General features: G+C 60.0%; 24 protein-coding genes. 9 read left to right on the top strand and 15 right to left on the bottom strand.

The features are described from left to right. Positions 1 to 14 precede the first annotated feature (14 nt). The 6 genes from Q1A53_RS13600 to Q1A53_RS13575 all read right to left on the bottom strand — a co-directional run bounded on the left by Q1A53_RS13600 (position 15) and on the right by Q1A53_RS13575 (position 6,306). Positions 15 to 584 carry a hypothetical protein gene (locus Q1A53_RS13600; RefSeq protein ID WP_299967651.1) on the bottom strand — a complete coding sequence of 190 codons (570 nt, stop codon included), beginning with the start codon at positions 582 to 584 and terminating at the stop codon, positions 15 to 17. A gap of 12 nt (positions 585 to 596) precedes the next feature. Beyond that, the gene (locus tag Q1A53_RS13595) at positions 597 to 1,619 is read right to left on the bottom strand and encodes an alcohol dehydrogenase catalytic domain-containing protein (protein WP_299967648.1); all 1,023 of its coding nucleotides are present in this window, start codon (positions 1,617 to 1,619) and stop codon (positions 597 to 599) included. Beyond that, on the bottom strand, positions 1,619 to 2,560 hold the full coding sequence (locus Q1A53_RS13590; RefSeq protein WP_299967645.1) for an ABC transporter permease: 942 nt from the start codon (positions 2,558 to 2,560) through the stop codon (positions 1,619 to 1,621). The genes Q1A53_RS13595 and Q1A53_RS13590 overlap by 1 nt, the downstream gene beginning before the upstream one ends. Positions 2,561 to 2,570: 10 nt before the next feature. Beyond that, positions 2,571 to 4,058, bottom strand: a complete 1,488-nt coding sequence (locus tag Q1A53_RS13585) for a sugar ABC transporter ATP-binding protein (RefSeq protein WP_299967640.1) — start codon at positions 4,056 to 4,058, stop codon at positions 2,571 to 2,573. 27 nt (positions 4,059 to 4,085) lie between these two features. Further along, positions 4,086 to 5,048: an ABC transporter permease gene (locus Q1A53_RS13580; RefSeq protein WP_299967637.1), complete on the bottom strand. Its 963-nt coding sequence runs from the start codon at positions 5,046 to 5,048 to the stop codon at positions 4,086 to 4,088. A gap of 148 nt (positions 5,049 to 5,196) precedes the next feature. After that, a complete protein-coding gene (locus Q1A53_RS13575; protein ID WP_299967635.1) occupies positions 5,197 to 6,306 on the bottom strand; it encodes a sugar ABC transporter substrate-binding protein in 1,110 nt (369 codons plus the stop codon). 95 nt (positions 6,307 to 6,401) lie between these two features. On the opposite strand from Q1A53_RS13575, the gene Q1A53_RS13570 reads away from it, so the two are divergent. Further along, positions 6,402 to 7,205 carry a TetR/AcrR family transcriptional regulator gene (locus Q1A53_RS13570; RefSeq protein WP_299967632.1) on the top strand — a complete coding sequence of 268 codons (804 nt, stop codon included), beginning with the start codon at positions 6,402 to 6,404 and terminating at the stop codon, positions 7,203 to 7,205. Positions 7,206 to 7,611: 406 nt separating this feature from the next. Here Q1A53_RS13570 and ugpC read toward each other — a convergent pair whose 3' ends face one another. The 4 genes from ugpC to Q1A53_RS13550 all read right to left on the bottom strand — a co-directional run bounded on the left by ugpC (position 7,612) and on the right by Q1A53_RS13550 (position 11,819). Continuing rightward, the gene (gene ugpC, locus Q1A53_RS13565) at positions 7,612 to 8,718 is read right to left on the bottom strand and encodes a sn-glycerol-3-phosphate ABC transporter ATP-binding protein UgpC (protein ID WP_299967629.1); all 1,107 of its coding nucleotides are present in this window, start codon (positions 8,716 to 8,718) and stop codon (positions 7,612 to 7,614) included. A 3-nt stretch (positions 8,719 to 8,721) separates the two neighbouring features. Further along, a complete protein-coding gene (locus tag Q1A53_RS13560) occupies positions 8,722 to 9,603 on the bottom strand; it encodes a carbohydrate ABC transporter permease (RefSeq protein ID WP_299967626.1) in 882 nt (293 codons plus the stop codon). Further along, positions 9,600 to 10,496: a sugar ABC transporter permease gene (locus Q1A53_RS13555; RefSeq protein WP_299967623.1), complete on the bottom strand. Its 897-nt coding sequence runs from the start codon at positions 10,494 to 10,496 to the stop codon at positions 9,600 to 9,602. The genes Q1A53_RS13560 and Q1A53_RS13555 overlap by 4 nt, the downstream gene beginning before the upstream one ends. Positions 10,497 to 10,565: 69 nt before the next feature. Then, positions 10,566 to 11,819 carry an ABC transporter substrate-binding protein gene (locus Q1A53_RS13550; RefSeq protein WP_299967621.1) on the bottom strand — a complete coding sequence of 418 codons (1,254 nt, stop codon included), beginning with the start codon at positions 11,817 to 11,819 and terminating at the stop codon, positions 10,566 to 10,568. 250 nt (positions 11,820 to 12,069) lie between these two features. Between Q1A53_RS13550 and Q1A53_RS13545 the strand changes: the two genes are divergently transcribed. Further along, positions 12,070 to 13,701, top strand: coding sequence for a GMC family oxidoreductase N-terminal domain-containing protein (locus Q1A53_RS13545; RefSeq protein WP_299967619.1), 1,632 nt, complete (start codon positions 12,070 to 12,072; stop codon positions 13,699 to 13,701). Between the two features lie 206 nt (positions 13,702 to 13,907). Here the strand turns inward: Q1A53_RS13545 and Q1A53_RS13540 are convergent, their stop codons facing one another. Beyond that, positions 13,908 to 15,188: a substrate-binding domain-containing protein gene (locus Q1A53_RS13540; RefSeq protein WP_299967617.1), complete on the bottom strand. Its 1,281-nt coding sequence runs from the start codon at positions 15,186 to 15,188 to the stop codon at positions 13,908 to 13,910. A 59-nt stretch (positions 15,189 to 15,247) separates the two neighbouring features. Between Q1A53_RS13540 and Q1A53_RS13535 the strand changes: the two genes are divergently transcribed. Further along, entirely contained in the window at positions 15,248 to 15,565 is a 318-nt protein-coding gene (locus Q1A53_RS13535) for a MarR family transcriptional regulator (RefSeq protein ID WP_299967615.1), read from the top strand. An 85-nt stretch (positions 15,566 to 15,650) separates the two neighbouring features. Here Q1A53_RS13535 and Q1A53_RS13530 read toward each other — a convergent pair whose 3' ends face one another. Genes Q1A53_RS13530 through nthA form a run of 4 tightly spaced genes read right to left on the bottom strand, consistent with a single transcriptional unit; the run spans position 15,651 to position 17,337 of the window. Beyond that, complete coding sequence (locus tag Q1A53_RS13530; protein WP_299967611.1) at positions 15,651 to 16,037, bottom strand: nitrile hydratase accessory protein; 387 nt, start codon at positions 16,035 to 16,037, stop codon at positions 15,651 to 15,653. Next, positions 16,034 to 16,387, bottom strand: coding sequence for an SH3-like domain-containing protein (locus Q1A53_RS13525; RefSeq protein ID WP_299967608.1), 354 nt, complete (start codon positions 16,385 to 16,387; stop codon positions 16,034 to 16,036). The genes Q1A53_RS13530 and Q1A53_RS13525 overlap by 4 nt, the downstream gene beginning before the upstream one ends. After that, entirely contained in the window at positions 16,387 to 16,698 is a 312-nt protein-coding gene (locus tag Q1A53_RS13520; RefSeq protein WP_299967605.1) for a nitrile hydratase accessory protein, read from the bottom strand. The genes Q1A53_RS13525 and Q1A53_RS13520 overlap by 1 nt, the downstream gene beginning before the upstream one ends. Positions 16,699 to 16,728: 30 nt before the next feature. Next, positions 16,729 to 17,337, bottom strand: coding sequence for a nitrile hydratase subunit alpha (gene nthA / locus Q1A53_RS13515; RefSeq protein WP_299967602.1), 609 nt, complete (start codon positions 17,335 to 17,337; stop codon positions 16,729 to 16,731). Positions 17,338 to 17,687: 350 nt separating this feature from the next. On the opposite strand from nthA, the gene Q1A53_RS13510 reads away from it, so the two are divergent. The 6 genes from Q1A53_RS13510 to Q1A53_RS13485 all read left to right on the top strand — a co-directional run bounded on the left by Q1A53_RS13510 (position 17,688) and on the right by Q1A53_RS13485 (position 23,984). Next, entirely contained in the window at positions 17,688 to 19,295 is a 1,608-nt protein-coding gene (locus Q1A53_RS13510) for an amidase (RefSeq protein WP_299967600.1), read from the top strand. A gap of 118 nt (positions 19,296 to 19,413) precedes the next feature. Then, positions 19,414 to 20,652, top strand: coding sequence for an ABC transporter substrate-binding protein (locus tag Q1A53_RS13505; protein ID WP_299967598.1), 1,239 nt, complete (start codon positions 19,414 to 19,416; stop codon positions 20,650 to 20,652). Between the two features lie 10 nt (positions 20,653 to 20,662). Further along, on the top strand, positions 20,663 to 21,529 hold the full coding sequence (locus tag Q1A53_RS13500; RefSeq protein ID WP_299967595.1) for a branched-chain amino acid ABC transporter permease: 867 nt from the start codon (positions 20,663 to 20,665) through the stop codon (positions 21,527 to 21,529). Then, positions 21,530 to 22,561: a branched-chain amino acid ABC transporter permease gene (locus Q1A53_RS13495; protein ID WP_299967592.1), complete on the top strand. Its 1,032-nt coding sequence runs from the start codon at positions 21,530 to 21,532 to the stop codon at positions 22,559 to 22,561. It abuts the gene before it with no gap. After that, complete coding sequence (locus Q1A53_RS13490; RefSeq protein ID WP_299967589.1) at positions 22,558 to 23,280, top strand: ATP-binding cassette domain-containing protein; 723 nt, start codon at positions 22,558 to 22,560, stop codon at positions 23,278 to 23,280. Before Q1A53_RS13495 ends, Q1A53_RS13490 begins: the two co-directional genes overlap by 4 nt. Continuing rightward, positions 23,277 to 23,984, top strand: coding sequence for an ABC transporter ATP-binding protein (locus tag Q1A53_RS13485; protein WP_299967586.1), 708 nt, complete (start codon positions 23,277 to 23,279; stop codon positions 23,982 to 23,984). Before Q1A53_RS13490 ends, Q1A53_RS13485 begins: the two co-directional genes overlap by 4 nt. Positions 23,985 to 24,015 lie beyond the last annotated feature (31 nt).

Below are 24,015 nucleotides of genomic sequence, written 5' to 3'. Positions count from 1 at the left end.
GCGTTCAATAGGGCTCACTGCCGGGTATCAAGTGCATGCCGCCAGTCATTCCAGCCACCATCCACCGACGAAGGCGCCGAGTGCCATTCAGACATCGCCTTGCCGGTGGCCGGATCGGCGCCCGGGATCGGTAACATCATGATCCGCTTGCAGGCGCGCTTGTAGTCCTCATCTGTCAGAAACTGTTCCTGAATGTCGTCCCAATCACGCCCGTCGGGATAGCCGCCACACATATGAATATCGTTAGATTGTCCGATCATCTCGTGGCTCACACCGGCGGGCATGACAATGACATCGCCTGCTTCAATGCGCACCTTGGTCCAGCCGCCTTCGCCCACGGACAGGTTGAATTCCATCCAGCCCTGCGCACAGCCAAGGCATTCGTGGGTCGTGGAATGGAAGTGGGCGTATTCGTAGACACCGGGATAGTCCCAGTTGTTGGACCATCCGTTAGAGCGGAACCGCTCCTTGATGGCCTTTGCCCCGCCACCCGGCACGGCAGCCCGGTGTACCAGCAGAGGAAAGCGGCTGTTGGGGATCATGCCGCTTGGGACAGAGGCATAGCTTTCGGTGGTGATCGACATATCGGTTCCTCCCTAAGACTGCGTCATAACGATTTGAGTTTTGAGATCGCCGGGACGATCCGCGAAGGTGTCAAAGGCCACCTGAATATCTGCCAAAGGATACTGCGCGCCCAGAAACGGCTGTGGGTTAATCCGGCCATGCGTCAGCAGCGTCAGCGCGTCGTGCATGTCCTGCCCCGTCCCCGCAACCGAGCCCTTGATCGAGTTTTCCTGCAAGATCATGCTCAGGATATTCAGCGGCAGTGACGCATCGGGTGCTGTCAGCCCAAAAGCTGCAACGTGCCCGCCCTTGCGGATGAGCCTCAATGCCTGCTCGTAAAGCTGCGGTAGACCGACGCTTTCAATCACCAGATCCGCGCCACGTCCTTGGGTTGCCTCCAGAACAGCGGCGCGCGTATCACCCGCGCAAACACCCACATCCGCGCCATGATCCAGTGCGAGCTGTACGCGCTCGGGCGACAGATCCGACACGATGATTGGCGCAGCCCCGATGGCGCGCAAAAGCTGAACATGCAAATGGCCAATGGGCCCCGCCCCCAGCACAACCGCCGACTGCCCGAAAGTCACATCTGCCTTGCGCGCGGCGCGCACCACGCAGGCCAAAGGCTCCGTCAAGGCCAGGACCTCAAACGGCACGTGGTCAGGCGCCTGGATCACGAGCCGCGCGGGCACCACGATGTAGTCTGCAAACGCCCCATCCATCGAGATGCCCATCTGCTGCATGTCGGGGCAGTTGAGGATCTCGTTGCGGCGGCACCAATAGCACGAACCGCACCCGATGTTCATGTCGACCACGACCCTGGCGCCCAAGGGCAGCGATACCTCCGCGCCCACCGCATCAATCGTTCCGGTGAATTCGTGGCCCGGGATCATCGGCAGATTGTCCGCTGCGTAATGCCCATTGAAAATGTGCATATCTGTGCCGCAAATGCCGACCCGCTCCACGCGGATCAGCGCCTCGCCACGTCCCGGTATCGGGATCGGTCGGTGCTCGATCTCGAACCTGCCGGGAGCCGCGAGAACCGCCGCCTGCATCACTTGACGGTGCCCATCTTGCTGCGGTCGATCGTCAGCGCGATGGCCACGATCAGGATCACGCCAAATACCATCTGCTGCATGGTGGCATCGACCTGCAGATACACCATCGCGGTCCGGATCACGACCACGATCAGCGTGCCGACCAGCGTGTTCATCACACCGCCGACGCCACCGGTCAGCGGCGTGCCCCCGACCAGGACCGCGACAATGGCGAGGATCAGAAACCCGTTTGCAAGGTTTGCATCGCCCCCTGACAGCTTGACCGAAAACATCAGCCCGGCAATGGCGGCAAAAAGCCCCGACAGGGCAAAGGCCAGGATCTTGATGCGGTCCACATTCAGGCCGGACGACACCGCTGCAAGCTCTCCTGCCCCAACCGCCTTGAGCGCGCGGCCAAAGGTCGTCCGGGTCTGCAAAAACCAGGCAATCGCCAATAGCACGCCGGCAATCACCAGCTCATGCGGCACACCCGCAGTGTTGCCAAACATCCACCCAAAAGACGCATCCCGCGCCTCGGCACTCATCGACAAGGCCCGCTCGCCCGACAGGTAGCGCGCGCCGGACAGGGCGATGAACCCCGTCGCCAATGTGGACACAAAAGAGGGCACAAACTGCTTGGTGGTAATCCAGCCCGACACGGCCCCGACCACGAAACCACATAGAACACAGATGACCGCGACGAAAATGCCGAACTGCGCCAGATACACCGTCGCCACCACGGTCACGAGGTTCGCCACCTGCTGCACACTGAGGTCGATCCCGCCGATGTAGATGGCAAAGGTCATGCCAAGCGCCATGATGAACAGCGGCACAATGTCAGCCACCAGTGTGACCATCGAGCCGAGATTGAAAAAGGCCGGATTGATCGCGCCAACAATCAGAACGAGGGCAACCAGCGTGATCCAGGGGAAATACGGTTTGAACGTTTCAACTGACATGCTCACCCCCTCAAATCATGTGATGGACAAGATCAAACAGCGACGGTTTTCCGCCCGCTGATCCGTCAAAGCGTTTCTGAAACTCACCGTCTTTCAGAACGATAATCGTGTGGCTGAGGCCAATCGCCTCCTCAAGCGTGTCGGCCACAAGAATAATCCCCGCGCCGTCGTCACACATCTCGCGGACCATGTCGTAGACGTCTTCCTTGGCCCCGATATCGAGGCCGCGCGTCGGGTGATCAAGCAGGATGACATCCGAGCCGGCGGAGCGCCATTTGGCCAGAACCACCTTTTGCTGGTTGCCGCCCGACAGACCACCGCAATCCTTGTAGACATCTGGTGTCTTGATGGCGAGGCGGTCGATCCATGTCCGGGCAAGCGCCTTCTCTTCGGCAATGCGCAGCACGCCGTTCGACGCGTAGTTGCCCATCTGGCTGAGCGTCATGTTCTCATAGACGTTCATGCCATTGACGATGCCTTCGATCTTACGCTCGCGCGGGACATATCCGACACCGCGTGCCACCGCCTCCTGGGCGTTGCGCCTCGCGTAGGGCGCCCCCTTGACAGCGACGGTGCCATGGCTGGGCTTTTCCAAGCCGAAGACTGTGCGCAGTATCGCCTCGCGGCCCGATCCTTCCGTTCCAACGAGGCACAACACCTCGCCCGCGTGCAGGTCAAAGGAGATGTCCGCATAGGCGCCCGGGAGAGACACGGAGGCAAAGCTGACGAGCGTCTTGGCCGGATCATACGGTTTTTGTTTCTGCTCGCGGTAGTATTCCTTGTCGACGTCACGGCCCACCATCTTGCGCTGGATCGCATCCACCTGAGCATCCGCCTTGGTGACAACGTCAACAACCTCGCCATCCTTCATCACATAGACGCGGTCGCTGAGGTCCAGAACCTCGTCCATGCGATGACTGACAAAGATAAAGGACGCCCGGCTGGTCAATTCACGCACCAGGCCGAACAACAGCTCAACCTCTTCCTTAGCCAGAACGGATGTCGGTTCGTCGAGCAGGATCACCAGATCGCCGTCGATCCGCTCTTCCAGGGTTAGCACCTTGGCCAGCTCAACCAGCTGCCGCTGCGCAAAAGACAGCTTGGCCGTGATGGTGGACGGATCGATGTCCAGCCTGACCTTCTTCAACTGGTGGCGCGCCGCAGCCGCCATTTCTTTCCAGTTGATGATCCCAAAGCGGACAAACTGCTGCTCAAACCCTAGAAAGATGTTTTCCATCACCGTCAGGTTGGTGATCAGGGATTGTTCCTGAAACACCATCCCGATCCCATGGTCCATCGCCTGACGGGGATTCTGGAACCGCACCGCCGTACCATCAATCGTGACCGTGCCACCATCGGGCTGGTAGGCGCCGTAGATCACTTTCATCAACGTGGATTTGCCCGCGCCGTTCTCACCGACCAGCCCGACGATCTCGCCGCGGCCTATGGTGAAATCAACGGCCTTGAGGGCGTGCACTCCCGGAAATCTCTTATCCACTTTGTTCAACTGGTACATTGCCCGCCCCTACTTCACAAAGCTGATGGATTTGCGGTCGGTCGACAGGATCACGGCAAGGATGACCAAAAGGCCCAAGACCCCGTCCTGGATGTAGCCGGGCAGCCCGATCACGACCATCCCGTTGCCGATGACAAAGACGATCAGCACGCCGACAAGCGTGTTCCAAACCCCTCCAATACCTCCCCACAGCGCGGTGCCGCCCACCACCACTGCTGTGATGGAGAGGAACATGAAGTTGTTGCCGGTCGCGGTTTCCGCAATCCCGATGCGACCCACCGCCAGCAGCGCACCCACAGCAAAGAACACGCCGGCCAGCGTAAAACCCATGATGCGCACGCGATCCACATTGAGCCCCGAACCATGCGCCAGCGCCTCACCACCGCCCACAGCATAGAAATTGCGTCCCAGCGTCGTGCGGGTCTGAATGAACCACGCGATCAAGAGAAACAGGCCCGCCACATAAACCATGATCGGAAAGTTGAACCATCGCACGGTCAGCAGGGCCCGAAACGCCTCGTCTTCGATGCGGATGCGGTCACCGCCGGTCATGACCATCGCCAGACCCGTGCCCACAAATCCCATGGCGAGTGACGCCATGAAGGACGGGATTTTCAGTTTGACGTGGATCAGCCCGTTCACAAACCCCAGCACCGCCCCGACCAACAGGGCAAAGGGCAGGGCCAACCACGCCCAGGACGCCAGCGTGCCGCCAAGCCAGATGAAACAGAAGGCAAAAATAACGGCGCAGACAGACACCGTCCCCTCCATGCTCAGGTCAATCGACCCCATGATGATGATAAACGTCACGCCCACGGCGATCATCAACGCCGGTGTGGCCGCAATCAGAATGCGGGCGAAATTGCGGATGGAAAGAAAACGCGGCTCCATCACAGCAAAGAACGCGATCAGAACCAGCAGGACGAGCAACGGCGCCCATTTGACCAATGTATCGCGGCTGAGAAACCCCAAACTCCGCCTCGCATCAGATGTCCCGGCTATTGCCATGACGTCCCCTCCCCCTCTCGGTCGGTGCAGACGCCGTCGCACCCACCGCGGTGTTTCTGTCTTTGAAAAAGACCGCGGCGGTCCGGCCTGCCGGATCGCCGCCGTTCAGCCCTTACTTGTAGACAATCGGACCGTTCGACGGACCCCAGAAATCTGTCCAGTCGTAGGTTGGCACGTCGTCCAGATAACTGGCCTTGAATGCGACCGCGTCCTCGGGCGTGACGAAAATCGTCGGGCCATTGAACTCGCGGTGCTCCTTGGGCTCTTCGGACGGTTTGAAATGCCCGGTCGCGGCGTGATACGCCAGCGATGCCGTGATGCCACCGCCCCAATGCGGGTTGGTGAACACGGTGGCGAGGATCTTGCGCTCTGCCACAAGCTGAACAGCCTGCGGGTTGCCGTCGTAGGATACCATCGGCATGTCGTCGATCCCTTCGGCGCGCAGCGCTTCGAGCACGCCGTAGGCGATGGTATCGTTGGCACAGTGAACCCCTTTGATCTCATCCCCGAAGCGGGTCAGGAAGGCGGACATGACCTGGTTGGCTTTCTGGGTATCCCAATCGGCGGGCTCTGCTGCCAACAGTTCCACATCGGGATAGTCCTTGAGCGCATTTTTGAGACCGTTCAGGCGCTCAATCGCCGGGTTGTTGGATGCGATACCACCCAGATGCACGATACCACCCGTACCGCCGATTGCGTCCAGAAGGATGCGTGCGGTTTGCTCGGCGGGACCTTCGTCGGACCAGCTCATATGGCTGACATAGTTGTCGCCAAAGTCCCAAGGGTGCAGATCATCTGTCTTGTTCCAAAGGGTCGACACAAAGGCGCCCGCGTCGACGCAGGCTTCGACGACAGGGCGCGCGTTTGGCGCATCGTTGGTGTCAATCGCCAGTGCAAGTTCGCCATTGGTGCGCGCCAGCGTCGCCTTAACATCCGCCAAAGACTTTTCCGACGACCCTTCGTTGATCAGGTGCACGAGTTCGCCCTTGGATTTGCCGATACCCTCCATGAACGCCTCGCCACCGCTGACAATCTCATTCCAGTAGGGGTTAGTGCGGTTGCGATACGACCAGGCTACTGTGGGGTCCGCAATTGCGGCGCGCGCCATGCCAGTGCCCAAAAGGCCGGTGGCCGCAACGCCACCCAGACCATAGGCGCTGGCGATCAACAGGTTGCGGCGGTTGATGGTTTCCTTTTCGATGTATTCCTTGATGAATGACATGGTGTCCTCCCTATTTTCATCCTGCGCCGCAGCGGGCGCAAAAGCCCTGACGCAGCATCCACGTCTGCTGACCTGTCAGCCCCCCTCTATGACGCGTGATCAATCTCACCAACGCCAATAATGCACTAACTAGTTACTTCTTTCAGAATTGTAGAGTCAAGTGCTATGCTACGGCAGCGCCGCTGTTTTCATGCGGTGCTTTGACCGCTGGTTGCGTTTGCGGTAACACACGGCGCATAGGCATTTGTTCAGGATCCGACCCGATGGCGACCTCCGACAAGACCAAGACGCGCGACGCCGGAAAAACCAAGGCGCGCATTCTGGCTGCCGCCAAAAAGGAATTCGCTAAACATGGTCTTGCCGGGGCGCGGGTTGATGAAATCGCCGAGCGCGCCAAGGCCAACAAGCGGATGATTTATCACTACTTCGGCTCGAAAGAGGACCTGTTCCAAGTGGTTTTGGAAGAAGCCTATCTGGACATCCGCACCGCCGAACAAAAGCTCGACCTCGACAACATGCCAGCCATGGACGCACTGGAAAAATTGGTGCGATTTACCTGGGCTTACTATCTCAAGAACCCCGAGTTCATTACCCTCGTGAATAGCGAAAACCTGCACCGGGCCCGGCATCTCAAGAAATCCAAACTGATCCCCGAGATCAGCGCAAAATTCGTTGGCATGATGGACGAATTGCTTGACCGCGGCGTGCGCGAGGGCACCTTTCGCCTCGGTCTTGATCCGACACAGGTCAACATCACGATTGCCGCTATCGGCTATTATTATCTGACCAACCGCTTTACCGGATCCATTGTTTTTGACCGGGACCTGACCGCTCCTGAAGCCCTTGCGGCCCGCATCGAGTTCAACGTCGAGACGATCAAGAGACTGGTGGCCGCTTAGCGGGCTATGAAACGCGGCTTGTAATCGTGGCTTTGGCAGAGGCGTTCGCGGCCCCTCTGACATGGCGCGGCTCGCGGTACCATCGCCGTGGAGAATCACGACAATGCCACCTCCCCGGATCTAATTCGGGCAGGTTCGCCCGAGGGCTAGCGGCAAACTGACGGGCGCGTCGCACCGGCAATCGTCACCCCGCCTTTGACCATACAAAGGACAGCGACGGATCCAGGTCATCTGCGCCACGGATCGCACAGGCCCTTGCCGCGACCTCAACTGCACGCGATACACACGTGGTCACCGGATGCCCAACCGTCGCAAGGCCCACAACGCGGAAGTATCCGCCTGCTTTATCGGCAAAGAGACCCGAGGACGCGGAGACTCATTGCCGTCCCAACACGGCGACACGGGCCTAGCGAATGCGGTCTCCGCTTGTGGGGTCGAACAGCACGGCCTTATCCATGTTGATGGCCATCTGCGCCACCTGCCCGGGTACCGCAACCGCATCAGCGCGCATCCGGCCAATCGTATCTTTACCTGCGAGCGTGGTGGTAAAAAACGTATCGGATCCGGCAGGTTCGGTGACGTCCACAACATTACTCAAGGTAACGATCCGCCGCGCGTTCTTGTCGGCACCATCCGGGTCTGTCAATGCCTCGGGCCGAATGCCCAACAGCACGGTCTGTCCGTCCAGCCTTTGCGCGGCGACGTTGACCGGCAAGAGCACAGGCACACCTGAACTGCCTGCAATCTCGACCGCAGCCTCCGCGCCCTGCATCCGCACGACCCCTTCCATGAGGTTCATGGACGGCGACCCCATAAAGGAGGCGACAAAGACATTGGCGGGGTTGTCGTAGATTTCCTTGGGCGTCCCGAGCTGCTGAACGTAGCCGCCGTTCATCACGGCAATCCGGGTCGACAGCGTCATCGCCTCGATCTGGTCATGGGTGACATAGACAATCGTGGTTCCCAAGCGCTGGTGCAGTTTCTTGATCTCCGTGCGCATGTCGACGCGCAGCTTGGCATCCAGGTTCGACAACGGTTCATCAAACAGGAATACGTCAGGGTTGCGCACCAGCGCGCGCCCCATCGCCACCCTCTGACGCTGCCCACCAGACAATTGCCCCGGCTTGCGCCCCAGAAGCGGCGTGATCTGCAACAGCTCCGCCACCTCGCCCATCGCCTTGTCGCGATCGGCCTTGGGCGTGCCGTGCATCTCCAACCCAAAGGTGATGTTCTGGCCCACTGTCATGTTGGGGTACAAAGCGTAGGACTGGAACACCATCGCGATATTGCGTTTGGACGGGTGTACGCCGTTCATGCGTTGGCCCTTGATGGCGATCTCGCCGGTGGTGATGTCCTCAAGACCGGCGATCATGTTCAAAAGAGTGGACTTTCCGCAACCCGAAGGACCGACCAGCACCAGAAACTCACCCTCTTCCACGGCAATATCCACGCCGTGCAACACCTCGACAGATCCGTAGGACTTGGTCGCCTGCTTGATGTCCAGAAATCCCATGTCTTATCCCTTCACGCTGCCAGCCATCAGCCCGCGCACAAAATATCGCCCCGCCACAATGTAGACGAGCAAGGTCGGCAAGGCCGCCATAATGGCCCCCGCAAAGTGCACGTTGTATTCCCGCACACCCGTTGACGAGTTGACCAGATTGTTCAGCGCCACTGTCATGGGTGCCGCGCCACCGCTGGCGAAAGAGGCCCCGAACAGGAAATCATTCCAGATGTTCGTGAACAGCCAGATCACACAGACCACGGTAATCGGCCCCGACGATGGCATCAGGATACGGTAGAAAATCTGGAAAAACCCCGCGCCGTCGATCTGTGCCGCGCGGACCAACTCGGTCGGGAAGGCGGCATAGTAATTGCGGAAATAGAGCGTCGAAAATCCGATCCCATAGACCACATGCACCAGCACCAGGCCCGTCGTCGTGCCCGAGATCTCCAAAATGCCCAAGATCCGCGCCATGGGGATCAGCACAATCTGAAACGGGATGAAACACGAAAACAGCATCAGCCCAAAGATCAGCGTATCCCCCCGGAACCGCCACTTGGTCAGGATATAGCCATTGAGCGCGCCAATCGCCGTGCAGATGACCACGGCAGGCACCACCATCTTGATCGAGTTCCAGAAGTAAGGTCGCAAGCCCGTCGGTTCGACCCCGATCTGGGCCGTGCTCCAAGCCCCAAGCCACGGCTCAAGTGTCCAGACCTGCGGCAGGGCGATCATGTTGCCGCCCGTGATCTCGCTCAGCGGTTTGACCGAATTGACCAGCATGATGAAGAACGGCAGCAGGTAAAAAAGCGCGAACACCAGCAGGAAGACATAGATAAACACCCGTGCCGCGCGGCCGGTTTTCATCGCGTTGTCCTGGCTTGCAACGCTCATCCCTTCTTCTCCCTTAACTCGGCATAGAGGTAGGGCACCATGATGGCGGCGATGGTCATCAGCATGATCACCGCTGAGGACGCGCCGATGCCCATCTGGTTGCGCGTGAACGTATAGGAATACATGAATGTTGCGGGCACCGCTGTGGCATTGCCCGGCCCGCCACCGGTGAGTGCGATCACAAGATCGTATGACTTGATCGCCAGGTGGCAAAGGATCACGAAGGCGCTGAGAAACGCAGGGCGCAGCTGAGGAATGATGATCCGGCGATACATCTGCCAGTTGCTGGCCCCATCCATCTGGGCTGCCTTGAGGATTTCGGTGTCGATGCCGCGCAATCCGGCCAGAAACATGGCCATGACAAACCCGCTGGTCTGCCAGACGGCCGCAATGACAATCGTATAGATCGCCATATTGCGGTCCTTGATCCAGCCGAACTCGAAACTCTCCCAGCCCCACAAATGCATGGTGTTCTCGATCCCGATCCCGGGATCCAAGAACCATTTCCACGCGGTACCGGTGACGATGAATGACAGCGCCATGGGATAGAGAAAGATGGGGCGCAAGACGCCTTCTCCGCGGATTTTCTGGTCCAGAAAAATTGCCAAAAACAGCCCGATCAACGTGCAGATCACAATGTAGAGTGACGCAAAGATCGCGAGGTTTTTGATCGCGACATCCCATTCGCGGATGCGGAAGAGCTTTGAATAGTTTTCCCAGCCCACCAGACCATAGCTGGGCAGCATGCGGCTGTCAGTGAAGCTGAGGTAGACTGTAAAAAGAATGAAGCCGTAGACAAAGATCAAGACCAACGCAAAGGATGGCGCAAGCACGATCTTGGGCAGCCAGTTTTGCAATCTGGTGCGCAAGTCGACCGAAGTATCAACCGCCATGGAAAACCCTTACGATTTTGACGTACCCGCGATGGGCTGGCCCGGGAACCCGGACCAGCCCAGGGTCGCTTACTGCGCCAATTCGACGGCGGTCACCATTTCGGAGGCGGCAGTTTCGGCGTCGTACTCGCCGTTGAAATGAGCCGTGATCACGTCATACATCGCGTTCTGAACCGACGGATTATTGGCGTGGCCATGCGCCATGGAGCCGAACAAACCGCCGTTTGCCGCCGCTTCGGCCAGTTGCGCCATGCCAAGCTGACCGCAGGCATCAAATTCCGCGTCGGAGATATCCGTCCGCGCGGGAACCGACCCTTTGACCGTGTTGAAGGCCACCTGGAACTCCGGGCTCATCACGGAAGATGCCATGGTCATTTGCGCGTCTTGCGCGGTCGTATCCGTCACGCTGAACATGGCGAACTGATCCGAATTGAACGTCACGGTGCCCTCAGATCCGGGAACCCGGAAACACTGGAACTCTTCACCCGCGGTCTGACCGGCATTGATGAACTCGCCCTTGGCCCAGTCGCCCATGATCTGAAACAGCGCTTCCTCGTTGGCAACCATGGCCGAGGCCAGGTTCCAATCGCGGCCGGAGAAGTTGTCATCGACAAATCCGCGCAGGGTTTCCATTCTCTTGAACGCTTCGATCATCTGGTCACCACCCAGGGCGTCGGGATCAAGATCAATGAAGGCTGCCTGATAGAACTTAGGCCCACCCACACCCATCGCAATCGAGTCGAAAATCGTCGCGTCCTGCCAGGCTTGCCCGCCGTGGGCCAGGCCGACATAGCCTGCATCCTGCGCCGTCTGCATCGCCGCCACAAAGCCATCCCAATCAGCGGGTTGCTCAAGACCCAGCTCGGCCATGATGGCGGTGTTCGCCCAGACCCAATTGGTGGAGTGGACATTTACGGGCGCCGCGACCCAGTTGCCGTCATGCTTGGAGAACCCTTGCAAAGCGGCCGGCACAACTTCGTCCCAGTTCTGGTCTTCGGCCAGCTTGTTCAGATCGGCCAGAGCCCCCTCGCCCGCCCAATCCTGGATGGCGAAGCCCAGCATTTGAACGGCGGTCGGCGGATCTCCCGCAGTGACCCGTGCGCGCAGGACCGTCATCGCGTCAGAGCCGCCGCCGCCCGCAACCGGCATGTCGGTCCAGCCAACACCTTGCCCACTCAGGTCTTCCTTGAGAACATTCAGCGCGGCCGCTTCACCGCCCGACGTCCACCAGTGCAGCACTTCCACTTCGCTTTCGGCCACGGCGGACCCCGCGATAAATACGCATGTCGACGCCATCAGCGTTCTTTTGACGATCTTGTTCATTATTTCCTCCCTAATGAACCACTTGGTTACCCGCGCCATTAGAGACGTCCCTGTCAAAGTTAGTCAAGCGGCTCGTCAAACTCGGTGAGGCTTTTGCTGATGGTCAAGCGCCAGCGCTGATACCTCTTGAATCAGACCGAAGCCCAACATGGCCGCCATACGCGATCCCGTACACTTTTGGGCCTTGTCTTGACAAAACAGCGGTCGTGGGCGCACCGTGAATGTAACCATATAGTTACTATCAGGCGCCATGACCGAATTTGACTACATCATCGCAGGCGGCGGTTCCGCCGGATGCGTCTTGGCAGCCCGGCTCAGCGAAGACCCGGACGTCTCCGTGTTGCTTGTTGAGGCAGGCGGGCGCGACAAAAGTTTTTTGTACCACTGGCCGGCGGGTTTCGCCAAGATGACCAAGGGGATCGGCAGTTGGGGCTGGTCCACCGTTCCGCAAAAGCACATGAAGGACCGGCGGATCTGGTTCACCCAAGCCAAGGTAATCGGAGGCGGCTCCTCCATCAACGCGCAGATTTACACACGCGGCCATGCGCAGGACTACGATCAGTGGGCGGATGGGTATGGCTGTACCGGATGGGGCTACCGCGACCTGTTGCCTTACTTCAGACGGGCGGAGGCCAATGACCGCTTCAACGATGAATTCCACGGCATTGATGGCCCGCTCGGCGTATCCGTGCCGAGGGCAACGCTGCCGATCTGCGACGCCTTCATTCGGGCAGGACAGCAGTTCGGGATGCCCTACAACCCCGATTTCAACGGGCACGAACAGGCGGGCGTGGGCTACTACCAACTCACCCAACGTCACGCGCGACGGTCTTCGGCGGCGGTGGCCTATCTGAAACCAGCCGAAGGACGGCCCAATCTGACCGTCATGACCGGCACCCACGTTCTTCGCCTGGTGGTGGAAAAAGGATGCGCCGTTGGTCTGGATATTCTACGCGGCGGTCGCCAGGAAAGAGTACATGCGGCCCGCGAGGTGATCGTGTCGTCGGGGTCCATCGGCTCACCCCGGCTGCTGATGCTGTCGGGAATTGGACCGCCGGACCACCTGCACGATCTTGGCATACCCGTCGAGCTGGAATTGCCAGGGGTCGGAATGAACCTGCAGGATCATCTGGATATCTGCACCATCGCTGAACTGACCGGGCCTCACAGCTACGATGGGTGGGACAAACCGCACAAAACCGTCTGGGCCGGTTTGCAATACCTGCTGTTTCAGTCAGGCCCGGCAGCGGCGTCGCTGTTTGAAACAGGCGGCTTTTGGTATGCGGATCTTTCCGCGACGCACCCGGACATCCAGTTTCATCTGGGGCAAGGGTCAGGCATCGAAAAAGGGATCGCAAAGATCAACGGCGCGGGGATCACCCTGAACAGCGCGTATCTCAGACCACGTTCGCGCGGGACGGTACGGCTGGCCGACAGCGATCCGATGAGCCCCCCGCTGATTGACCCGAACTACTGGTCAGATCCGCACGACATGACCATGGCGCTACGCGGACTTGAGATGGCGCGCGACATCCTCTCACAACCCGCCTTGTCGGGATATGTGCGCAAGGAAGTGCTACCGGGCCCGGACGTGACCTCCCGCGCAGCGCTCCTTGATTATGCCTGCAAAATGGCGAAGACCGATCACCACCCCGTGGGCACCTGCAAAATGGGAGCAGGAGATATGGCTGTCGTCGATCGGGACCTGCGGGTGCATGGCATCGACCGGCTGCGGGTGTGCGACGCGTCGATCATGCCACAGATCACCTCGTCCAACACCAACGCACCCACCATTATGATTGCCGAGAAAGGGGCGGACCTGATCCTGGACCGCACACCCCTCGCGTCCGTGGACCCGATAGCGGCACCAACGGGCCGCTGAAGAACTCTGGTACGGGAAAAACCAACCCGTTTTCGACTAGCAATGCTCGGAAGAAACGCGCGCCGCATGATGGAGATCGGATGCTGTTACCAGACCAAAAGTGGTCCTACCGAAGAGTTCACGACCCCGGTTGGATCGTTGCCTGTGGTATAGGAGCGTTACAACGACCGCTTGGACAGGATAACTTCCGCCGGTCTTGCACCCCCTCAAGGCAGCCGTTGCAGATCATCAAAGACCAGACCATTCGCACGCGCGACGAAGACGGGGCAGATGTTATCGGCATTGGTCACGTAGAGACCGCGCCGCGCGCTTTTGTATGAGATAGGGCGGGACGACTTCATCCTTCGGGCGCGCCAGTCCTGTTCCGGTTGTTTGATGAGACTGGCCAGGAACTGCAGCCCCTCGTAGGTCGACTGACCCAAGGCATTCAACATAGGCGCGCGCGCCTGATGCAGACTGTGGTATTTCTCACGAAACTCCGCATTGCCGGGGGTATCCAGACCGGCAAAGTAGGAGGCGGAAGAGAAGAGCCGCTGCAGATTCTGTTCACCACTGGCCAAAAGGCCGTTTTCCTCAATGGCACAAGACAGACGAAAAATACCCGCGTGCAATTTCATGCCGCCAAAGATGCGGTTGAACGCAACCGCATCCTGCCCCACCAGAGAGATAAGCACCGCGTCCGCGCCCGATTTTCCGAGCGCTTCGACCGTATTTTCTATCCTGTTGGAGTTGAAAGGCAGATAGGTTTCAAAAACCAAGGCCCGATGATGGCGACGCAGCTCGATCTTGGCATAGGCATGCGAGACACGCGGCCAGATATAGTCATTGCCGATCAGCGCCCATTTCTTCAACCGAAAGCGACGGCTGAGATATCCGATGGCCGGGCCAAGCTGACGCGCCGGCATGTCACCAATCGTGAAAACGCCCGGCGACGCCTCGCCGCCTTCGTAAAGCGGGGTGTAGACAAAGGGCACCCTCCCCCGGACGGTCGCAACGATCCGCTGTCTGACGGCGCTGATATGCATGCCCACAATGGCATCTATTCGCCCTTGGACAATCAGCTCGTCGACCACAGCTTCGACGGGCTCTTCCGCCTCCAGCGCCGCATCAATGACCACGACCTCTACCGGGCGGCCACCGATCCCGGAACTTGCGTTGAGCTCCTTCAACGCCACCTCAGCACTGGCGATGCACGACGGGGCCCACATCCCCGCTGGCCCACACATCGCGATCAACAAGGCCACACGGTAGGGCTGATCGGCCATTGAACCCGACCGCGCCTTCGCGCCAGAGTACGAAAGCGATGTCGTATCCTCATGCCGCCAAAGATGTAGGTGCGTCGAGACCATCGGTGCGTTTTCTCTGCTAGTTTTAGCCGACCGACGGTGGTACTTGGTTCCCAGAGCGTCAACTTTTTTTACCCTGAACTGTCGGTCGTCGGATGTCAGAGCCTCAAAAAACAGTAGATTCGTATATTTCCTATGCACTTGCGGCGGCTCATCGAAAGCTCCACATCGAATTGAACCAGCACCTCAAAGCGCTGAATGTGCAGGTCGAAACCTGGCGGGTGCTGCAGTCATTGCGTGCGTCTGAGGGTATCACAATGCGCGAGTTGGCCGAAATTGTTTTGATGAATCCGCCGACCCTGACCAAGCTGGTGGATCGCATGGTTGCAGACGGGCTGGTCCAGCGGCAACTCTCTGCAGAGGACCAGAGGCGCGTTCAACTGGCGCTGACCGACCTGGGTGTCACGGTTGCCGACAAGATCGCGCTCCACGTCGAAGCGCAGAATGACTGGATCATCGAAAAAATCGGCTCCGAAAAAGCGCAGATCTTGCGAGAGGCGCTGGACACGCTCGCTTAGGGTTTGCAGCGCCATCGGCGGAGGGCGCCCCGACGCTACCACAAAGACCACGTCAGCCGGGTCCTTGTGCCGCCCGCCCGGAGGCTCAATGCCCCGCGCCAGCCGCACCCTTCACCAGAACCGGTGCCTCGCCAAAGCCGCGGTGCTCGTCTGCCGCGCGCCAATCTTCTTTTGCCGCCAACAGCGCTTGCGTATCGGTGACTTTCTTTGCCGTGACAAGTTTTTCCAGCGCGTTCAGCCAGTGCTTGTAATAAGTGTCGCCCAGATCGGGATCGCCCCCGGACTGCGCCAGCTTGATCTCTTCCGCCAGGGTTTCGCACCAGTCTGACCACGCAAAGATGCCGCGCTTGTGCAGATCAACCGTCATGGCAAAGGCCTTCGCCTCCCACGGCGCATTGAACACCGGCCCGCCCTCATCATGGGGCAGATGAGGGGTGCGTTTGAGGTCGGAACCCTTGATCTGATCGTTCATGGCGCGGGCCTCATGTAGTCATCGAACATGTCGATATAGAGATACATGTTCTCCGCGTGATCCTCGCCCCAAAGCTCCTGGAACGAAAATTTCACCGAATAGACATGCTGCGCCTTGTGCCCCTGACCGTGCGCCCCGGTGTCAGGAAAGGCAAAGACGCCGTGATCCCGTTCTATGATCCCCGTCTTACCACGGACATAGCGAGGCAGGCGGGTGTGCGTGACCGGGTTGATATTCTTCATCTCCACCGCGTCGCCAACGCTGAACTTTGGCGCCACATCCTCATCCAGCCGCGCGGAGGCGCCAGTGGCGATCAGGCCGGGCACGATGTCAGGGGTCAAGGTGGGCATCAGACGTCCTCCATCGCGATGTGTTTTTTGCGCTGGTCAAGCTCTTCCTGCGTCACCACGCCTTTTTCCGTCAGCAGCGTTTCCAGCGATTGAAGCCAATGCTCATAGTAGCTGGTCTCCAGGTAGTGAGCGGGATCCATGCGTTCGATGGCGTGGCGAAACTCGTCCACATTGTAATGCCCGCCCGCGAAACAAGAGACGAAAAGCCCAAACATGCGCCTTTCCCACTCTTCCTTGAAACAGGGTTCGTGCTTGGCCGGGTTGACCGGGCCAAGACCGTCCATGCCACCCAGATCATGTATGCCATTCATAGGATTGTCCCTTCTAACAGTTTCAGGCGGTCAGTGCGCCGCCAGCACGTCGGTGCCGATCATCGCATCGCGGGTGACGATCTCGGCCAGCTCCGCCTCAGACATGCCGTCGGTGCCTTGGGGGCGTTTCGGCAGCACGAGATAGCGCAGTTCTGCATTGCTGTCCCACACGCGGATCTCTGTCTCTTCAGGCAGGTTGACCCCGAACTCCTCGAGAACCCCGCGCGGATCCTTCACGACCTTGGCGCGGTAAGGGGCGGCTTTGTACCACACCGGCGGCAGGCCCAGCGTGGGCCAAGGATAGCAGGAGCATAACGTGCAGACGACGATATTGTGGACGTCATCCGTGTTCTCGACCACCACCATGTCCTCGCCCTGCACGCCGGAGAAGCCCAGCTCGCCGATCGCTGCGGTTGCATCGCTCAGCAGACGGTCCTTGTAGGATGGATCGCTCCACGCCTTTGCGACGACGCGCGCGCCGTTGCGGGGCCCTATCTTGGTTTCATAGGTGTCGACGATCAGGTCGATGGCGTCGGGGTCAATCAGCTTCTTTTCGGTCAGGATCGATTCCAGCGCCTTCACACGCAGTTCCACATCCGACAGCGGCTTGTTGTGGGGGTGAGGGTGGTCATGGGGCATTGTCTACTCCTCCTGTGCTGCAGGCGACCCACTGCGGATCTGGCGCTGCCGTGTCGCTCACTCAGCCTGATCATTGGGCCTATCGGGGCGCCCGCGATCCAGTCACGTCCGAACCTCTGGGCAACTGATTAAATCTCGGGCACTTTTCCACTGCGCAATTGAAAATCGCAAAATTCCCGCCCGGGATACGTTGCGATCGCGCAGTTCAAAGGTTAACCAAAATTAAGTTTCCAATTCAACTAACTTTGGATAATAGTTGTGGTTGGATGCCGGGAGTGGATGAGACCAAGCCGCACGCCAAGATGCAGTGGTCTTGTTTTAATTAGTTAAGTCAGATCGTTACGCGTCACATGCTCGTTATTTGGACGCGGTCAAAAACGGATCGAGCCGTCGAGGACGCACGTCTGGACGGCGCTGAAATGGTGGGGGCCATCAACATGATTAACCGTCCGGACGCGTCAGAAGTGCGTACAGCAGCCGCCGAATTGGGATTGACGCTGGATGCAGAGGCCAGTGCCTCTTTTCTAGGCCTGATGGGCGGTCTGTTCGAGGCCTACGACCTCGTGGATCAGATGGACAACCACCTGCCGGTGGTGAAATACGCGCGATCCCCGGGGGTGAGACCAAGCCCGGAGGGCAACCCGTTCAACGCCTGGGTGGTCAAAACCCAGATCAAGGGCGCAGCGACCGGCAAGCTCGCTGGCAAGACCGTCGCGATCAAGGACAACGTGAACGTCGCCGGTGTGACGATGGAAAACGGCGCTTCCATCCTGCAGGGCTATGTTCCTGAAACAGACGCGACCATTGTCACACGGCTCTTGGACGCGGGCGCGGAGATCCACGGCAAAGCGGTCTGCGAATACTACTGCGCCTCGGGCGGCAGCCATACCTCGGTGAGCGGCCCAGTAGAAAACCCCATTGTCCCGGGCCATAATGCTGGCGGCTCTTCCTCTGGCTCTGCTGTTCTGGTCGCAGCCGGCATCGTCGACATGGCCACCGGTGGCGATCAGGGCGGCTCGATCCGGATCCCGGCTGCCTTTTGCGGCGTCGTCGGGATGAAACCAACCCACGGCCTGGTGCCCTACACCGGCATCTTTCCCGTCGAGCTGACCGTGGATCACGCAGGACCGATCACGCGCACCGTGGCCGACAACGCCCTGATGCTGGAAGTGATGGCAGGTCCCGACGGGCTTGACCCGCGGCAGAGCGGCGCCCCGAGCCAAGCCTATTCCGAAGGGGTGCAGATGTCGCCGCGCGGCCTGCGCATCGGTGTGGTCTCCGAAGGTTTTGGGCAACCGGGTGCGGAGGCCGCAGTCGATAATCGTATTCGTGAAGTGGCGGACCGCCTGGGTACGTTCGGCGCCACGGTCGAGGAGGTGTCGATGCGGCTGCATGCGGCAGGGGCGGCCATCTGGACCCCGATTTTCCTCGAGGGCGCCACGGAACTGATGATGCGGCAGAACGCCTACGGCACCAATATGAAAGGCGTGTTTCTGGAAAGCCTGCTCGACAAGCAGTCGCACTGGAAAGAGCAAGCCAATGACATGTCGGAGACGCTGAAACTCGGCCTTTTGATGGGGCATTACATGTCCTCGCGCCACAAGGGGCGATATTACGGCAAGGCGCAGAACCTCAATCGCCTGCTGACCGCCGCCTATGACGATTTGTTCCGCAAATTCGACGTGCTGCTGATGCCGACGACGCCCATGGCGGCCCACCCCCTGCCTGGGCCAGACGCCAACCGTGAGACGGTTGTGGAGCGCGCCTTTGCGATGATCCCGAATACCGCGCCCTCTTGCGCCACGGGACACCCGAGCATTTCCGTCCCCGCGGGGACCACCGATGACGGACGCCCCATCGGCGCGATGTTCATCGGGCGCAAGCTGGAGGAAACAACACTTTACCGGGCCGCGGCGGCGGTCGAACAGCTCTCTTTCGCACCCATGACGGCGGACTGACACCGCCGATGACACGTCCCAGCACTCCGGGGGTCTGCTCTCCGACGCCGGGTCGATGACCGATCATAGAACAGTGTCAGCAGAACAAGAGACACGGACCAACAGAAGGGAATTACAGATGACACTTTCACGCCGCAAATTTATCCGGACTTCCGCGATCGGAGGGGCAGCACTTGCCGCACCATCGCTGATCGGCAGCGTGGCGCGCGCTCAGGACGGCCCGATCAAGCTGGGCAGCCTGCACGATCTTGCCGGTCCGCTGGCGGCAACGGGCGAACCGATGGTCTATGCCATCATGCTGGCGGTCGAAGAGATCAACGCCGCAGGCGGGCTGCTGGGGCGTGAGGTCGAGTTGATCAACTACGACACCCAATCCAACATCCAGCTTTATTCCCAATACGCCCAACAACTTGCGGTCCGCGACAAGGTGGACGTGATCCATGGCGGTATCACCTCCGCCTCGCGCGAGGCGATCCGCCCGATCTTCAGCCGGTTCCGCACGCTCTATTTCTACAACACGCTCTACGAGGGCGGTGTGTGCGACCGCAACACTTTCAACACCGGCACGACACCGGCACAAACGGTCGAAAAGCTCGTGCCCTATGCCATGAACCTCTGGGGCAAGAAGGCCTATATCATCGCGGCGGATTACAATTACGGCCAGATCACTGCGAAGTGGATGCGCAAATACGTGGAGGACAACGGCGGCGAGGTGCTGTCGACCGATTTCTTCCCGCTTGATGTGACGAACTTCGGGCCGTCCATCTCCCGGATTCAGGCGGCGGGGCCGGATCTGCTGTTGTCGGCGATGGTCGGCGGAAACCACACCGCGTTCTATCGCCAATGGGCGGCGGCGGGGCTGAAGGACGAAATCCCGATTGCCTCGACAACCTTCGGGTTGGTCAATGAGCCCGCGACGCTGGAGGATACAGAAAGCACCGGCGTGCTGGGCAGCTACGGCTATTTCGAAGAGCTGCAGACACCCGCAAGCCAGGCGTTCGTGAAAGCGATCAAGGACCGCCACGGCGCACAAACGCCCTACGTCAGCGAGCTGGCAGCCGCCAGCTACGAAGGCGTCCACCTCTGGGCCGAAGGCGTCAAAAAGGCGGGGTCGGTCGACCGGATGGAAGTCATCGAAGCGCTGGAGACGGGGCTGTCCTTCGACGGGCCCAGCGGGCAGGTTGTTGTGGATCCGAAAACCCACCACGTGACCCGCAACACCTTCCTCGCCGAGGTCGAGAACCGCGCATGGAACGTGCTGGAGACCTTTGAGCAGCAACAACCGCTGGACACGGCGGCGGTCTGCGATCTCGAAGCCAACCCCAACGACACCACCCACTACATCATCGACATCTGAGGGCTGGCACATGGATCTAGCAATCATCGTAGGGCTCGACGTGATAAGCGGCATCGCCTCGCTGGTACTGATCAGCGCCGGTCTCGCGGTGATTTTCGGCATGATGAAAATCATCAACCTCGCGCATGGGGAATTCCTCATGCTCGGGGCCTATGCCACTGTCCTCTCAGTCTCCGCAGGGGTAAACATCTGGTTTGCGATGCTGGTCATCGCCCCTGTGTTCGTGGGTCTCGTCGGGGTGATCGTTGAACGCTGTCTGATCCAGTTTCTCTACGGACGTCTGGTGGACACGATGCTTGCGACTTGGGGCCTGAGCCTGGTAATTGTCGGCGCCACCACGATGATCTTCGGCAATACAATCGTCGGTGTCTCGTCACCTTTGGGCGGATTTCAGGTCGGCGCCTACCAATCGAGCCTTTACACCCCGTTTCTGGCGCTGATGGCGGTCTTTCTAATGACGGCGGTCTTTGGCGTCATGCGCTATACGCGGGCCGGGCTGATTGCGCGCGCGGTGATGCAGAACCCCGAGATGGCCGCGACGCTGGGCGTCAATCCCGCACGCGTCTACATGGCCACCTTCGGCGCGGGCGCGGCGATGTCCGGGCTCGCGGGCGGTCTGCTGGCGCCGGTCGCGGGCGTCGTCCCAACCATGGGAGCGGCCTATATCGCCAAGGCCTTCATCACGGTGGTGGGTGGCGGCACATCGCTGCTCTGGGGGCTGATCTCGGCCTCGGGCCTTTTCGGGTTCATCAACCAGATCGCGGCCTTCCTCACAACACCGGTTTTCGGAGAGGTGATCCTTTTCATCGCCGCGGTGGTCCTGATCCGCTTGCTGCCCACCGGCATCGCGGGCCGCTTTTTCAAAGGACGTTTGTAAATGCAGATACTCACCGGCATGAAAGGGGCATTGATCGGCTCGGTCATTGCGGCGGCCGCGATCATCGCCGCTCCGTTCTACGTCGATCTGTTCCAGATCATGCAACTTACGGTCTTTGCGGCCATGGCCGTGTTGGCGCTCAGCCTCGGTTTCATCTGGGGCTATGGCGGTATACTGTGCTTTGGCCAGACGTCGTTTTTCGGGCTGGGTGCCTATGCCTATGCCGTCTCGGCGATCAATTTCGGGGACAGCACGCCCGCGATCCTGCTGGCCATTCTGGTGCCCGTCGTTTTTGCCGCGCTGCTGGGGTATTTCATGATCTACGGCGGGATCAGCGACGTCTATCTTGGCGTCATCACGCTCACCGTTTCGCTGATCCTGTTCAATCTGGTCAACTCCACCGCGGGAGACTTCTACAAGATCGGGGAGGCGCGCCTCGGCGGCTTCAACGGAATACCTGGGGTGCCGACCTTCAATCTGCCAGGCAACCCGGGCTACATCCTCACGCCGGAACAGGCCTGGATGGTCACGGGGATCGCGCTGATCCTTGTCTATCTTGGTCTGAGGGTGCTCATCGCCAGCTCATTTGGCCGCATCATCATCGCCATCCGCGAGAACGAGACGCGCGCCGCCCTGCTGGGCTATGACCCGCGTATCTACAAGCTGATCACCTTCATGATCGGCGGGGCCATCGCAGGCTTTGCCGGGGCGCTTTATGTGAACTGGGGTGCCTTCGTCAGCCCGACGATCTTTGCCCTCGGGCTCTCTGCACAAATCATCATCTGGGTCATTATCGGCGGGCGCGGCACGCTCATCGGTCCCGTCATCGGATGCCTGCTACTGCAATGGATGGTCACAGAGATCGGCGCGCAGCAAGCGCTGGACGCCAATTTCATCCTCGGCGCGATCCTGATCATCTTTGTGCTGCTCGTGCCCAAGGGCATCGCGCCCACCCTGCGCGATCTGGCTCTGTCACGGCTGGGGCGAGGCGAAACAGCGCCACCCGAGGCCCGCGTCAAGGTGAAAACATGAGCGCGCCCTTGCTGCAGACCAGCGGGCTCACGATCCGCTTTGGTGGCGTCACCGCCGTTGATCAGGTGGATTTCACGCTGAGGGAAGCGGAACTGCGCTGCCTGATCGGGCCGAACGGGGCAGGCAAATCCACGTTCTTCAAGCTTCTGACAGGGCAGTTGCCGCCGACCGAAGGGCACGTGCATCTGCGTGGTCAGGACATCTCTGGCGCGCGCCCGCATGAAATCGCGCGGCAGGGGGTGGGCATCAAGACGCAGGTGCCCAATGTTTTCAACGCGCTGAGCGTGCAGGAAAACCTCTGGATCGCGGCGCGGCACAAGCATACCCCCACCTTCGCCACCGAACTGACCGACAAGATCCTGACCCAGCTGCGTCTGACCGGGATTGCCAACAAGGAGGTCGGTCAGCTCGCACACGGACAGCGGCAGTGGGTTGAGATCGGCACGGTTCTGGCCGGCGAGCCGGAGCTCATTCTGCTGGACGAACCGGCGGCGGGCATGACCCATGAGGAGGTCGAACGCACGGCCGAGCTGATCCTGGAGATCAACAAATCCCGCGCGCTGATCGTAGTCGAGCACGACATGCAGTTTATCAAGATGATCGCCCGAACCGTCACCGTGCTGCATCAGGGCGCCGTCCTGATCGAAGACGATGTGGCCCGCGTTCTCGAAGACGCCCGGGTGCGCGATGTTTATCTGGGCAAGGGGTTGGCGGCATGATTTTGGAAGTCGACGCGCTCCGCTCCGGCTATGGCCGTATCCCGATCCTCGCAGGTGTCACGCTCGGCGTGGCTGAGGGCGAGTTTCTGGGGATCCTGGGCCATAACGGCATGGGCAAGACCACTCTGATGAAGACCTTGATGGGTCACCTGCCCGCAACGGGCGGGACCGTCCGCTTTGGCGGTCAGGACATCACGCATCTGCCGCCGCATAAACGCGCGCTGGCCGGTCTGGGGCTGGTACCTCAGGGGCGGCAGATCTTTCCCGATCTCAGCGTGCAGGAAAACCTGCGCATGGGGATGGCGGGCAGTGCCAAGGAAGATGCCGCCTTGCTGGATGACATCCTGAGCCTGTTTCCGCGCCTGCAAAGGCTGCTGGACCGGCGTGGCGGCGCGCTCTCGGGCGGTGAGCAGCAGTTGCTGGCGCTCGCCCGGTGCCTCTGCGCCCGGCCCAGGCTGATGCTGCTGGATGAGCCTACCGAAGGCATTCAGCCCTCGATCCTCGAAGAGATCGTGGACACGCTCAAGGCCCTGCGCGCGCGCGGCCTGTCGCTGGTGCTGGTGGAGCAGAACCTCGACTTTATCGCGGCTTTGTCAAGCCGGGTGCTGATTATCCAAAAAGGCGCCATCACCGGCGAGCTGTCGCCGCAAGACCTCAAGAACCCGGAAACCGTGGCCGAATTCGTTGGCATGACAACGGCCTGAACACACTCCCGCGGCGCGAGATGCGCTGCAC

Origin of the sequence: uncultured Roseobacter sp. (genome assembly GCF_947496515.1) — a bacterium.
In the GTDB taxonomy this organism is placed as follows: Bacteria; Pseudomonadota; Alphaproteobacteria; order Rhodobacterales; family Rhodobacteraceae; genus Roseobacter.
Note: the sequence above shows the minus strand (reverse complement) of the source record. Positions and strands in the feature narration are given on the sequence as shown.

Excerpts from the sequence above, each read along its gene's own strand:
- Q1A53_RS13600 (WP_299967651.1), bottom strand. The coding sequence starts at position 584 with ATGTCGATCACCACCGAAAGCTATGCCTCTGTCCCAAGCGGCATGATC.
- Q1A53_RS13595 (WP_299967648.1), bottom strand. The coding sequence starts at position 1,619 with ATGCAGGCGGCGGTTCTCGCGGCTCCCGGCAGGTTCGAGATCGAGCAC.
- Q1A53_RS13590 (WP_299967645.1), bottom strand. The coding sequence starts at position 2,560 with ATGTCAGTTGAAACGTTCAAACCGTATTTCCCCTGGATCACGCTGGTT.
- Q1A53_RS13575 (WP_299967635.1), bottom strand. The coding sequence starts at position 6,306 with ATGTCATTCATCAAGGAATACATCGAAAAGGAAACCATCAACCGCCGC.
- ugpC (WP_299967629.1), bottom strand. The coding sequence starts at position 8,718 with ATGGGATTTCTGGACATCAAGCAGGCGACCAAGTCCTACGGATCTGTC.
- Q1A53_RS13560 (WP_299967626.1), bottom strand. The coding sequence starts at position 9,603 with ATGAGCGTTGCAAGCCAGGACAACGCGATGAAAACCGGCCGCGCGGCA.
- Q1A53_RS13555 (WP_299967623.1), bottom strand. The coding sequence starts at position 10,496 with ATGGCGGTTGATACTTCGGTCGACTTGCGCACCAGATTGCAAAACTGG.
- Q1A53_RS13550 (WP_299967621.1), bottom strand. The coding sequence starts at position 11,819 with ATGAACAAGATCGTCAAAAGAACGCTGATGGCGTCGACATGCGTATTT.
- Q1A53_RS13545 (WP_299967619.1), top strand. The coding sequence starts at position 12,070 with ATGACCGAATTTGACTACATCATCGCAGGCGGCGGTTCCGCCGGATGC.
- Q1A53_RS13530 (WP_299967611.1), bottom strand. The coding sequence starts at position 16,037 with ATGAACGATCAGATCAAGGGTTCCGACCTCAAACGCACCCCTCATCTG.
- Q1A53_RS13525 (WP_299967608.1), bottom strand. The coding sequence starts at position 16,387 with ATGCCCACCTTGACCCCTGACATCGTGCCCGGCCTGATCGCCACTGGC.
- Q1A53_RS13520 (WP_299967605.1), bottom strand. The coding sequence starts at position 16,698 with ATGAATGGCATACATGATCTGGGTGGCATGGACGGTCTTGGCCCGGTC.
- nthA (WP_299967602.1), bottom strand. The coding sequence starts at position 17,337 with ATGCCCCATGACCACCCTCACCCCCACAACAAGCCGCTGTCGGATGTG.
- Q1A53_RS13510 (WP_299967600.1), top strand. The coding sequence starts at position 17,688 with ATGCTCGTTATTTGGACGCGGTCAAAAACGGATCGAGCCGTCGAGGAC.
- Q1A53_RS13505 (WP_299967598.1), top strand. The coding sequence starts at position 19,414 with ATGACACTTTCACGCCGCAAATTTATCCGGACTTCCGCGATCGGAGGG.
- Q1A53_RS13500 (WP_299967595.1), top strand. The coding sequence starts at position 20,663 with ATGGATCTAGCAATCATCGTAGGGCTCGACGTGATAAGCGGCATCGCC.
- Q1A53_RS13495 (WP_299967592.1), top strand. The coding sequence starts at position 21,530 with ATGCAGATACTCACCGGCATGAAAGGGGCATTGATCGGCTCGGTCATT.
- Q1A53_RS13490 (WP_299967589.1), top strand. The coding sequence starts at position 22,558 with ATGAGCGCGCCCTTGCTGCAGACCAGCGGGCTCACGATCCGCTTTGGT.
- Q1A53_RS13485 (WP_299967586.1), top strand. The coding sequence starts at position 23,277 with ATGATTTTGGAAGTCGACGCGCTCCGCTCCGGCTATGGCCGTATCCCG.